This window comes from Planktothricoides sp. SR001 (assembly GCF_001276715.1).
In the GTDB taxonomy this organism is placed as follows: domain Bacteria; phylum Cyanobacteriota; class Cyanobacteriia; order Cyanobacteriales; family Laspinemataceae; genus Planktothricoides; species Planktothricoides raciborskii.
The window spans coordinates 129,613-141,981 of record NZ_LIUQ01000002.1 but is presented as its reverse complement, the minus strand read 5'-3'; the positions used below and the strand labels follow the sequence as shown (position 1 = coordinate 141,981).

General features: G+C 43.8%; 11 protein-coding genes and 2 tRNA genes. 12 read left to right on the top strand and 1 reads right to left on the bottom strand.

The genetic code is table 11. The features are described from left to right. The first annotated feature begins 38 nt into the window (after nucleotides 1–38). The 6 genes from AM228_RS01850 (at nucleotide 39) to AM228_RS01825 (ending at nucleotide 6,049) form a co-directional block, all read left to right on the top strand. Entirely contained in the window at nucleotides 39–1,067 is a 1,029-nt protein-coding gene (locus tag AM228_RS01850) for a cytochrome c oxidase subunit II (protein ID WP_054464394.1), read from the top strand. A gap of 226 nt (nucleotides 1,068–1,293) precedes the next feature. Beyond that, a complete protein-coding gene (ctaD, locus tag AM228_RS01845; RefSeq protein WP_054464393.1) occupies nucleotides 1,294–2,973 on the top strand; it encodes a cytochrome c oxidase subunit I in 1,680 nt (559 codons plus the stop codon). 268 nt (nucleotides 2,974–3,241) lie between these two features. After that, entirely contained in the window at nucleotides 3,242–3,859 is a 618-nt protein-coding gene (locus AM228_RS01840) for a heme-copper oxidase subunit III (protein WP_054464392.1), read from the top strand. Between the two features lie 407 nt (nucleotides 3,860–4,266). Then, entirely contained in the window at nucleotides 4,267–5,103 is an 837-nt protein-coding gene (locus AM228_RS01835; protein WP_054464391.1) for a Uma2 family endonuclease, read from the top strand. A 277-nt stretch (nucleotides 5,104–5,380) separates the two neighbouring features. Beyond that, entirely contained in the window at nucleotides 5,381–5,632 is a 252-nt protein-coding gene (locus AM228_RS01830; protein ID WP_054464390.1) for a hypothetical protein, read from the top strand. Nucleotides 5,633–5,650: 18 nt separating this feature from the next. Further along, nucleotides 5,651–6,049: a hypothetical protein gene (locus AM228_RS01825; RefSeq protein ID WP_054464389.1), complete on the top strand. Its 399-nt coding sequence runs from the start codon at nucleotides 5,651–5,653 to the stop codon at nucleotides 6,047–6,049. A 229-nt stretch (nucleotides 6,050–6,278) separates the two neighbouring features. Here the strand turns inward: AM228_RS01825 and AM228_RS01820 are convergent, their stop codons facing one another. Then, complete coding sequence (locus tag AM228_RS01820; protein ID WP_054464388.1) at nucleotides 6,279–7,217, bottom strand: ParA family protein; 939 nt, start codon at nucleotides 7,215–7,217, stop codon at nucleotides 6,279–6,281. 825 nt (nucleotides 7,218–8,042) lie between these two features. Between AM228_RS01820 and AM228_RS01810 the strand changes: the two genes are divergently transcribed. From AM228_RS01810 to AM228_RS01790, 6 genes are all read left to right on the top strand, one after another. After that, on the top strand, nucleotides 8,043–8,243 hold the full coding sequence (locus tag AM228_RS01810; RefSeq protein WP_054464386.1) for a hypothetical protein: 201 nt from the start codon (nucleotides 8,043–8,045) through the stop codon (nucleotides 8,241–8,243). A gap of 129 nt (nucleotides 8,244–8,372) precedes the next feature. Next, nucleotides 8,373–8,444 (top strand) — tRNA-Asp (locus AM228_RS31590). A gap of 391 nt (nucleotides 8,445–8,835) precedes the next feature. Beyond that, nucleotides 8,836–8,912 (top strand) — tRNA-Leu (locus tag AM228_RS01805). Nucleotides 8,913–9,180: 268 nt separating this feature from the next. After that, nucleotides 9,181–9,918, top strand: coding sequence for an NUDIX domain-containing protein (locus tag AM228_RS34795; RefSeq protein ID WP_231636535.1), 738 nt, complete (start codon nucleotides 9,181–9,183; stop codon nucleotides 9,916–9,918). A gap of 289 nt (nucleotides 9,919–10,207) precedes the next feature. Beyond that, complete coding sequence (locus AM228_RS01795; protein ID WP_054464385.1) at nucleotides 10,208–11,641, top strand: vWA domain-containing protein; 1,434 nt, start codon at nucleotides 10,208–10,210, stop codon at nucleotides 11,639–11,641. A gap of 111 nt (nucleotides 11,642–11,752) precedes the next feature. Next, nucleotides 11,753–12,079 (top strand): hypothetical protein, encoded by a 327-nt coding sequence (locus tag AM228_RS01790; RefSeq protein WP_190877572.1) that lies wholly within the window; start codon nucleotides 11,753–11,755, stop codon nucleotides 12,077–12,079. Nucleotides 12,080–12,369: the final 290 nt, after the last annotated feature.

The window sequence follows — 12,369 nt, the reverse complement described above, 5'->3', positions numbered from 1 at the left end:
AAACAGGGCAATGGGTTGATATTGGGAGGAAAAATAACTTGAAAATCCCCAGCGCCATTACCGCAATGATTGCAGGCATCGTCCTGACTTTGGCGAGTCTGTGGATTGGCCAAAATCATGGACTAATGCCAGTAGCGGCATCTGACGAAGCCCCTTTAGTAGACGGGCTGTTTAACACCATGATGACGATTTCAGCCGCACTCTTTTTCTTAGTAGAAGGGGCGCTGATTATTTCCGTATTCAAATTTCGCAAGTCTCCAGGGGACGAAACCGACGGGCCCCCGGTAGAAGGCAACCTGTCTCTGGAAATTCTCTGGACAGCCATTCCCGTGGTGATTGTCATGGGACTTTCTGTTTATAGCTATGAAGTCTATAACGCAATGGGCGGCTTGGATCCGATGGCCTCCCATGACCACGGTCATAAAATGGTGGCCATGAAACCTGGGGCGGCGAAAGTGCTCCGCACCGCTTACGCGATCGCTGCCCCCTTACCGGGAAGCGAAGCAGCCGAAGCCATGACCACCGAGGAAAAAATCGCCCTCGGTGTCGGTGCTTCCCCCGAAAACCAAGGCAAACCCCCTGATGTCGAAGTCAACGTCTTGGGTCTACAATTTGCCTGGATTTTTACCTACCCAGAAACCGGCGTAGTCTCTGGAGAATTGCATATCCCCGCAGGCAAAGACGTGCAACTCAACATCAACGCCCAAGATGTGCTCCATGCTTTTTGGGTGCCACAGTTCCGCCTTAAACAGGATGCCATTCCCGGTCGTCCCACGGAATTACGCTTTAAGCCGAAAACCCCTGGCGATTATCCGCTAATTTGCGCTGAACTTTGTGGCGCTTACCACGGGGCAATGCAAACGCGAGTCATTGTCCATACTCCAGAAGACTATGACGCTTGGATGCAAAGTCAAATCGCCATGCAGCAGGATGAACAAAATCCCGCCGTCACCCTGGCAATGAACCCAGCAGACAAATCTCCGGCGGAATTTCTTGCCCCATATACCTCAGATTTGGGCATCACTTCCGAAACCGTAAAACAACTGCATTCCCATAATCATCATTAATTGTTTCTTGTTGATTGTTGATTGTTGATTGTTCTTTGTTCTTTGTTCTTTGTTGATTGTTGATGGTTATTTGTTCTTTGTTCTTTGTTCTTTGTTCTTTGTTAATTTTTTACCAACAACCAAAGAATCCCTACCCAACAACCAACAACAACCAACAACAACCAACAACCAACAACAACCAACAACAACAAAAAACATCCGTAGAGACTTATCGCAATCATTCAATATGACATCACCCGCACAAGTTGAACACAATACCAACCCATCCAATCCCCACGGGGAGGAAGAAGGAAATTGGCTCAAATATTTTGGTTTTAGTACCGACCACAAGGTAATCGGGATTCAATATCTCGTCACCAGCTTTATTTTTTATTTGATTGGCGGTCTGTTAGCGGAAGGGGTGCGGGTCGAACTTGCCACCCCAGACCCCGATTTTGTCAGCCCTGACTTATACAATGGGCTGTTTACCGTCCATGCCACCGTGATGATTTTCCTCTGGATCGTCCCGGCGGGGGCTGGTTTGGCCAATTATCTGATTCCTTTGATGATTGGTGCCAAAGATATGGCTTTTCCCCGCTTAAATGGGGTGGCTTTTTGGCTAATTCCCCCTGGGGGCGTTTTGCTGATGGCCAGCTTTTTTGTCGGAGCTCCCGGCGCTGGTTGGACTTCTTATCCTCCGTTGAGTTTGGTGACTAACCAAGCGGGTCAATTAATTTGGATTTTGAGCGTTTTATTGTTGGGAACTTCTTCCATTTTGGGGGCGGTGAACTTTGTCACCACTATCCTGAGAATGAGAATTCCTGAGATGACCATGAATGATATGCCCTTGTTTTGTTGGGCAATGCTGGCAGCTTCGTCGCTGATTCTGGTTTCTACTCCAGTTTTGGCCGGGGCTTTGATTTTGCTGGCGTTTGACTTGGTGGCAGGGACGGCATTTTTTAACCCCACAGGGGGCGGCGACCCGGTGGTTTACCAGCATATGTTCTGGTTTTATTCCCACCCAGCGGTTTACATTATGATTCTGCCGGTGTTTGGGCTGATTTCAGAAATTTTGCCGGTGCATTCCCGCAAACCGATTTTTGGTTATCAAGCGATCGCCTATTCCAGTATGGCGATCGCCTTTTTGGGCCTGATCGTCTGGGCGCACCATATGTTTACCAGTGGCACTCCGGGCTGGTTGCGGATGTTCTTTATGATTGCCACAATGGCGATCGCTGTCCCCACCGGCATCAAAGTCTTTAGCTGGGTTGCCACCATTTGGGGTGGAAAACTCCGCCTCAACAGTGCCATGCTGTTTGGCATGGGCTTTGTCTCCATGTTCCTAGTCGGTGGACTCAGCGGCGTCATGTTAGCCTCCGTCCCCTTCGACATTCACGTTCACGACACCTACTTCGTCGTTGCCCACCTGCACTACGTCCTCTTTGGGGGCAGTGTCTTTGGCATTTACTCCGCCTTATATCACTGGTTCCCCAAAATGACCGGGCGCATGATGAACGAAACTTGGGGCAAAATTCACTTTGTTCTCACCTTTTTGGGCTTTAACCTTTGCTTCCTACCAATGCACTGGTTAGGGCTCCAAGGAATGCCCCGACGGGTGGCCCAATATAACCCCGAATTTGCCACCATCAACATGGTTTGTACCATCGGTTCCATCCTGTTAGCCATTTCCACCATTCCATTTATTATTAATGCCGTTTGGTCTTGGGTTGCTGGGCCAAAAGCCACCGCAAATCCTTGGAAAGGTTTAACCCTAGAATGGCTGACCAGTTCACCCCCTCCAGTGGAAAACTTCCTGGAAGAACCAATCTTATGGTCTGGTCCTTATGACTACGGCATTGATACGGTCAATGAAGGCAGCGATCGATCCGTTGAGGACTTGCTGGCAGAAGTGAAAGGAAGTGTCTAATTGTTATTAGTTATTGGTTGATTGTTGTTGGGTAGGGATTCTACTGTTGATTGTTGTTGGGTAGGGATTCTATTGTTGATTGTTGTTGGGTAGGGATTCTATTGTTGATTGTTGTTGGTTGATTGTTTTTTATAATCATCAATTATCAATTACTGTCAACCACCAACCAACAACCAAAGAATCCCTACCCACCAACCAACAACCAACAACAATCAACCAATAACTAAAATTTGTTGTTTCAAAAAGTGAAAAATATTCCCAGAAATTTATGCAAGGTTCAACGGTTGAAACATTTAATACCCCCGTGGGCGATCGCGTAATAGCTACCAGCCATCACGAAGCCCATCCCGATCATCGAATTTTTGGCATCATCATGTTCCTGATTGCTGAATCGATGATTTTTCTGGGATTATTTGCCGCTTATGGCACCTTCCGCTTAGTTGCCCCCGAATGGCCGCCGGAAGGCACCCCAGAAATGGAATTATTAGTCCCCGGAATTAACACCATTATTCTGATTTCTAGTAGTTTTGTGATGAACCGGGGCAACGCCGCCATTAAACAAAATAATGTGGCGGGAATGCGGGCTTGGTTTGCCGCCACTGCTGCAATGGGGGCGATTTTCTTATGTGGCCAACTTTATGAATATTTTCATACGGGTTTTGGCTTAACCGATAATATTTTCACCAGTACCTTTTATGTGTTAACTGGGTTTCACGGTTTGCACGTTACCTTTGGTTTGCTGCTGATTTTAGCGGTGTTATTCCGCAGTTTGAAAGGCGATCGCTACTCCAGTACATATCACTTTGGCCCCGAAGCTGCCGAAATTTACTGGCACTTTGTTGATGTGGTCTGGATTGTTTTGTTCACCATTCTCTATTTGATCTAATTGCAGGAGTAGGGTGTGTTAGGCGGCCATAATTTTGGTTAAAAAATCAACCGATAAAAAATGCCGCCTAGACGCACCGCCTCAAAGTAATACCAATTTCAAAAATTATTGCTAAGATTTCGAGGTTAATTTGGGCGCAAGCATTGCGCCCCTACAAGCATCTGGTGATTTATCTGTAGGGACGCAATGCTTGCGCCCCTAATGTTGCATATTTAATTAGAAATGGTATAAAATAAAAGTAAGGTGTCTTAGACGGCCAGAATTTTTGGTAAAAAATTAACCGATAAAAAATGCCGCCTAGACGCACCGACTAGCTAGAAAAATTTCTATTCCTTTCCCGTAAGCTACCCTAAAAAAGGAAATCAATAAATTGTAAAATAAAATTGTAAAATCGGGAGAGTCTTGCTATGACTACTGAGGCGATCAAAGAAATTATCTCCCCCACAGAGTCGTTGCCCCCAGATGTGCCAGAGTGGGAACCGCCGATGCCTCCCACGGACTTGATTTTTGATGATGGTAAACCCTTGGAAACTAATCGACATCGGACGGCGATGAATGCCCTCATTCGGTCGTTGGAATATGCGTGGCGCGATCGCAACGACTTTTTTACCGGGGGCAATATGTTTATGTACTACAGTAGCGCCCAGGCAAGAAATCGGGACTTTCGCGGGCCGGATTTTTTTGCGGTTTTAAACATTGACGGCAGTTACTCTCGTGAAGGCTGGGTAGTCTGGGAAGAAAACGGACGCTATCCTGATGCGATCGTTGAACTCATGTCGAACAGCACTGCCTATATCGACAAAGTGGAGAAAAAGCAGCTTTACGAACAAGTTTTTCGCACCCCAGATTACTTTGTCTATCATCCCTTCGATCCCAATTCTTTACAAGGATGGCATTTAGATTCTGGTCAAAAATACCAGCCCCTTGTCCCCAATGAACGAGGATGGCTTTGGTCAGAAACATTAGGCTTATGGTTAGGAACTTGGGAAGGGACAATTCAGCGACAATCATCGATTTGGCTGCGATTTTATGACCCCGAAGGCAATTTAGTTTTATTGCCAGAGGAAGCTGCCGAACAAAAACTCTCGGAAGCCGAACAAAAGGCTTCCCAAGCTGAACAAAAACTCTCGGAAGCTGAACAAAAGGCTTCCCAAGCTGAACAAAAACTCTCGGAGGCTGAACAAAAAGCACAACGTTTAGCTGAACAGTTAAGAGCAATGGGTATTGACCCAGAAACCCTGTAAACTAACTTGGATCTATCACAAGTGCTTGTAGGGGCGCGATCTTGACCCTAGATAATAGGGCGAAGCATTCGGGTAAAGAGTTAATTGTAAAAACCGATAAGTTCACTGCCAGAATGCTTCGCCCCTACAAAATTCTCAAAATCCCCCCTAGACCCCGCCTTCCATTTACAAAAGACAAACGCTATCAAGGCAACAGGCAAAGGTTATCTGCTCCTTCCCGTTCCCTGATAACTGTTCCCCGTTCCCCTTTTTAACCCTATATCCCCAAATTAATCCCATGACAATTCCTCTAGATTTACCCCCGGAATTAGAAGCAGAACTAGCTAAAGAAGCGGCACAAATTAAGTTACCTTTATCGGAATATATTGTGCATCTGCTCTCAGTCCGACAAGTTTTTAATCATCCACCCAAAAACGGCAGAGAATTAATTGCTTACTGGCAAGCAGCGGGCGTGATTGGTTCTCGTCCTGACATTACAAATCCTCAAAAATATGCTAGTCAACTCCGCAGTCAAGCGGAATTTCTTTAACCATAAAAAAGCAATGTTATGTATATATTAAATACGGATATTTTACTGGATGTATTGAAAGGTAATAAACAGGCGATCGCTTGGTTTAGCACCTTAACCGAAGTGCCGATGATTACCTATACGGTTTTCCAGGAGTTAATGGAAATCGTCAGAAATCAGGAACAAGTCCATCAGATGTTTCAGTTCATTGCCCCTTTACCGATTATTTGGCCAACGCGGGAAGAATCCGCCAAAGCTTCCGCTTATTATCCTCAATGTTTATCCTATGGCTTAGGGTCAATTGACGCAGAAATTGCCGTTTGTGCCATAGAAAGATCCGCCACTCTTTGCACCTTAAATGTAAAAAAATATCAGGTTATTCCCAATCTGAAAGTGATTAAACCTTATGGTCGTTCCGTGAAAGAAAAAACTGCATAACCTTCGCGGTAGTGCCACGGGCTAAAATAAGCTTTATTCTTAGGTTGGGTCCGCCATCGACGAAACCCAACATTAGACAATTCCGGCAAACAAGACGGATTAATCCCCCAATCCGTCTTGTTTGCCTTCTATTTTATGGATAGAATTTTTGGATAGCAGAAAAACGCGATCGCTTCTTTCTGCTAGATAATTATCTATCGCTAACTTACGATCAATTAAGGAAAATCAACTAATCTAAATTAACTAAATTTAACTTAGTTTTTTGTTGTTTCATATCAACAGCAATTTGAACTTTCTCTAAAAGTTCTGTAGTCATTTTTTTGAAAGCTTTAGAGGCTGATGAGGTGGGATCGCTGAAAACCACCGGCAAAAAACTATCCACCGACTTAGACACCTTAAAATCCATCGGGATGCGAGTTTTAAAAATTTTGCTTTGGCCGAAATCTTCATAAACTCTCTGCATCACTTGTTTATAATACTTCCCAGTCATTAAATTTCCCGACATCGTAAAGGCAATCCCCAAGAGTTCTAGCTGGAGAGGCTGGGTATATTTATAAATCTCTTTCAATTGTTTTAATCTTCTTTCAAGTAACTGAATGCCAATAATTGATAAAGGCTCAGGACGTGCAGGCATCAAGTAAAAATCACTACAAACCAAAGCACTCCGAGTAATCAAATTGTAGCCGGGAGCACAATCTAAAATAATAAAATCATAATCAGAAAAGACTGGCTTTAAAATATCAAAGATTAAACTGCTTTCCAAAATATTCCAAACCGTATCAAATTTATCTTTACCCAAGCGGATGGCTTTCTCGTGTAGCATTTCCGATACCAAATATTCATCATACAAGTCAATATCTCCGGGCAATAAATCAAATCCTTTCACATTGGATATATATGACTTAATCACATCGTGAATATTAATCTTTGTCTGATTAATCGGTTGGATAATTTGGTTGACCAAATGTTTTAAAGTGCGGTTTTCTTGACGCAGTTTGGCAAATTCCTGGGTTGACACCAGACTCAGGGTAGCACTGATTTGGGTGTCTAAATCAACCACTAAAACCCGTTTGCCGTGATCTTTCGCTAAACTTGCCCCTAAATTAACGGTTAATGTGGTTTTACCCACTCCACCCTTCATGTTCGTCGTGGCAATGATATAAGTCATTGGGAATTCCTCTTTCTGAATAAACGCACACCTATGATCGGTAAGGGAATCAAATACAGGCAATCAAACAAATATCTGCCATGATAAACGGCGATCGCAAATCTCACCAGTCAGCGATCGCTCAAAGCGCACTAGGCAGTGTAATCAAGGGTTTTGGCGGATTCAAGATTCCCTAAGCGTCTGTCTGAAAGTCCTCTGTCTGAAAGTCCATTGTCCGAAAGTCCATTGTCTGAAAGTCCATTGTCCTTTGTTGATTGTTTACTGTTCAAGGACATCAAGGACAAAAGATATTGGAATTTTGACCAGGGGTTATGGATCTAGCAAGGGTTTAGATGAACACCGATCGCCTCTGTAGTACCCTCACCCCTGGAGAGAATCTCGGCTGACACAGATAGCAGGAATGCCCATATACCAAAGGTTTATGGCTTGTTTGCCATACGCTAAAAAAATTTTTGCCCAACCCCTTGACCGTTTTGTAGTATTAATGTAGTATATAGATGTAGCCAAGAAAGCCAAGGGCGATTTCGCGAAAGATCGGATCCCGAAGCTTGCCCCCGCCTTCGCGGGGGGGGAATCGCGCTCTTTGCTGTGGCCAAGTTATCCATACTGAACCTAGACAATTTAATCAAATTAATTAAATTAATCAAATTAATCAAATCTTTGGGTTGGTCAAGGAACATTGACTAGAAAGGGCGATCGCGCCCATAGACCGACGGCAATGCCTGATGAGAAAATGAGCAAAAAATCAGGACTGGCATTGTTTTCTCATGGCAAACATTAAATTAATATTAAATCAATATTAAATCAAGATAAGGAGGTGTCAGCATGATTCACATTCGCTTTGAAGGACGATCTTATGATTTAGGCGATCGCGAGCTAGGCATCTCCCCAAATATGACCGAAGTTGCCATCAAAGAACGTCTGGCACAATATTTTGACCTGCCCATTAATCGCTTTAACGATTATGTGATTGATCATCGTCCCAGCGGCGACATGATTGTCAGACCAGAAGCGGTTTACGGTTAAATATTTACCGAATTTTTCCATGATTTATCTAAAAATTGAATTACCAGAAAAGCATCAAGATATGCGTTGATTATCTGCCAGATTACAGATAGCTAGACTTCGCGCCCTGACGCAAAAAGCTTACATACTTGCCTAGTGGTTTAAGGCGCTTGACAGTCAATCAAGTAACTCAATCGTGAGTTCGTAGGTTCAAATCCTGCCTATGAAACAACAGCTTTTTGAACTTGCGCGAAGTCTTTTTTTCCTCGCTGCCAATTATCTGATCAAATATGTGACATTATATGTGACATTATGTGTGACATTATGTGAGTGATTATGTGATTAATTCTGCGATCTGAGTTTGACCCCTAGAAATCCGTTTGCCTTTGGATGGTTCAGGGTTCAGATAATCAGCATATATACTCAGAAAACGGGCTTTCAGGTAGCGGGATTTTGCCAAATGCCAAAAAGTCCCCTATTGCCAGTCAGCAGTGAGAAAGGGAAAAATTTGTTCCGGCATTTGTTCCGGCCAATTTGTCAACAAAGCTTTACATAATTACCGAGAGAATGTGCTATGGTTGAAATATACATCTCGCGCCCTAACTAAAAAAGCTTACATACTAGCCAAATGGTATAGGCGCTTGACTTAAGATCAGGATGATGCAGGTTCAATTCCTGCGTATGAAACCACGGCTTTTTTTACTTGCGCGGGGTGTCTTTTAATCATCCACTCGGTTAATGTTGTTTAGATTCTTTAACAACTTGCTGATGTTTGATCGCACTGATTTGCTCAGAAATATCTGCGATAGGCGAATCATAAACAGAAGAACCTTTTAAAATCAATCAGGAACAATGACTCCGTACCCTAACCCAGAAAGCTTACACCCTTGATTTCCATTCGAGCCAATAGCTTTCTAAACTTGTACGGAGTCACCTATTTAATTTGGCTTGATTTTGCTTGAATTTTCAATATTTGCCAAACAATATTTGCCAAACAATATTTGCCAAACAATATTTGCCAAACAATATTTGCCAAACAATATTTGCCAAGCAATATTTACCAAGCAATATTTACCAAACAATATTTACCAAACAATATTTACCAAACAATATTTACCAAGCAATATTTACCAAGCAATATTTACCAAGCAATATTTACCAAGCAATATTTACCAAGCAATATTTACCAAACACTAAACCCGATCGCTCCTGGAAGCCGCTCAATTCCATGTCGCGTCAGCCGATTATCACCTTTTATTTTGTCCTAGTTGTTGTCCGTTATCACCATCGGTTTCTGTTAATTCAGGAACCGAAATACGGTCAGAATTGGTATTTTCCGCATGGAAAAGTGGATCCAGGAGAAACTTTGATGGCAGCGGCAGTCAGGGAAACGCTAGAAGAAGGGGGAATTCCCATTGCCCTGGATGGAATTTTAAGAATCGAGCATACTCCTGTTAAGGATAAAGCCCGGTTTCGGGTGATTTTTTTGGCGCATCCCTTGGACGATACGGCGCCAAAAAGTATTGCGGATCACGAATCCTTAAGGGCTGGTTGGTTTTGTCGAGAAGAGATGAAAAAATTACCCTTGAGAGCCCAGGAAGTGTGCGAAATTTGTGATTATTTGGCCAGCGGCGGGCCAATTTATCCTTTGCGACTCCTGACCGACAAAGGATCACCGTTTGGCTGTCCGCATTAAAAAATAATTCACAAATATTGTCAAATTGTCAAATTGTCAAATTGTCAAATTATTTTCACCAAAACATATTGTCGCTGCGCCCAAATTAGGAAGGTTTACAGGGCTGAACGATTTAATTTTATAAACCGGGTTTTTTTGTCTCATCTGAGGATGAAATTGTTTTTTTTCAGAAACCCGGTTTCTATGTCAGCACAGGCTAATACTTTCCGGCTAAAACTTGCGCGGCACTCTTTTTTTAGAGTGGGCGACATCTGCTTCCTTAGTTATTTTGAACCATAAGAGGTGACAGATGAATACCGCAGAACGCGATTTACGATTAGAAATGCTGAATAGTTTGTTGATCACCCCACACCGCAAGCTGGAAGATGTGGCAGAAACTCACCAGTTGATGATCGATGTCGATCCAATTTTTTATGGTCATTTGGCCGTTTGGTATCAGAAAAATGGGGAGGTGCGGGATCATCAAGAAGTGTTTTTAAGCTATTTGCTGACCAGTGCTTTGACAGAACATCGCGATGCGGGTTTTGTGATGTTACAAGAGTTTCCGCCTTACCAGGTGTCAAGAATTGTTGATTTTATGAAACGACATCGAGGGAAGATGCCGCGATCGGCTCGGACAGCGGTGACTCGCTATTTGAAGGAACGGGAAAAGAATCCCCAGTTTTTCGATCGCGCTGCCCTGCGTAACCGGAAAGCGATGAAGCACTTATATGCCACCCTGCATATTAAACCACTACCTCGCGCTGATGCGATTTTGTTTAAGGATCAGCCTCCAGTGGATAGTCTGGCTTTTATGGTCAAGCAGTTGGCGAAAGGGAAAACTCCCGGAGAACAAGCGGCGCTGATTGTAGAACACAATATTCCTTATCCGATCGCAATTGGGGCGATCGCCCAATTGACCCCAACGGTTTTGGTAGCCTTGATTAACTCCATGTCTCCCCAGGAGGTGATTAATAACCTCAAGTCCCTGCAAGGACGGGGGGCAATGGATCACCCAGAGGTGAAGGCTTTGATCGATGAAAAACTGAAAGCAGCCCAAAAGTGCGATCGCGTTTCTGCCTATAAAGCGCGGGTCGCAGCGGCAGCCACCCAGCTAGACACCGCCACCATTGCCCAGTTGGAACAAATCACTAACGAGCAGGTCAAGAAACGCGGTAAAATTACTAAGTCCACTGGTTTGCTAGTAGACAAAAGTGGCAGTATGGAGAAAGCGCTCGAAGTCGGTAAGCATTTAGCTGCTTTAATTTCTGGAATCTCTGATGCTGACTTGTTCGTGTACGCTTTCGACACCATACCTTACTACGTGGAAGCCAAAGGTCCAGAGTTGAGCGACTGGGAACGTGCTTTTGAGCATATTCGCGCCGGTGGTGGCACCAGCATCGGCTGTGCGATGGAAGCACTACGACGCAAGCAGCAAATAGTAGACCAAATCATTCTTGTCACCGACGAAGGAGAAAATGCTGTACCTTATTTCCATGATGCTTACCAAACTTATTGCCGCGAAATGGCAGTGATGCCAAATGTGGTTATAGTAAAAGTAGGGTATGCTTATGATTGGACTGAAACTCAGCTAAAAAATAAGCACTTGCCGGTGGAAACTTTCACCTTTTCTGGAGACTACTACTCGCTACCGAATCTCGTCCCACTCCTGTCTCGTCCATCGCGTCTGGAGTTGTTGATGGAAATAATGGAAACACCGTTGCCGGTACGTGATGATCGGTAGTTCACTTCAAGGGGAGAAGGCTCATAATATGCCAAAAGTGTATTAACTCTCAGCATTTTCTCTCCTTGACACGATCGCTTGTCCACTGACATTTCCATAAGGAAAAACACCGTGGGAAAAAAAACCAAGGTCAAAAAATCAAATCTCCTCTATCAAAGACTACAAGAAGCACTTGATCGAGGTACTCAAGTTTGGATTGAAACAGAAGAAAGAAGTTTTAGTGGTGTACCAATCAATCTCAATCGAGAATTTCTGGAAATTCTGGTGTTAGGAACGTTTTACGAAGACGAACAAGAAGAAGCGTCCTATGAAAGTACCGCTTGGTTAATCCGCTTGTCCTCCATTTCTGCGATCGCCTACCGCACAGAATCTTGGTCAACGGACCAACTGGAAAATCTATTTGGGATTAATGCCAGCAGCTTATCCCCAGAGGATTAACCCCCATAGATTAACCCCATAGATTAACCCTATCAGGTGGCGGAAATTTCCCCACCTGATTTGTTTTAATCTATACTTCCGAAGGGCAAATAACTAATTACAAAAAAAGATTAAATTTGTAGTTTATTTAACCAAAAAGGTGATATGAAATTAGCAGAAGCCTTAATTATAAGAGCGGATTATCAGAAGCGGATCGAAAAGTGGCGATCGCGCGAAAGCTCAGGCGAGGGAATCGCGCTTAGTCAATGCCGCCAAAATCCAAGAGGAGGAAGCACCCCCAGAAAATCCCC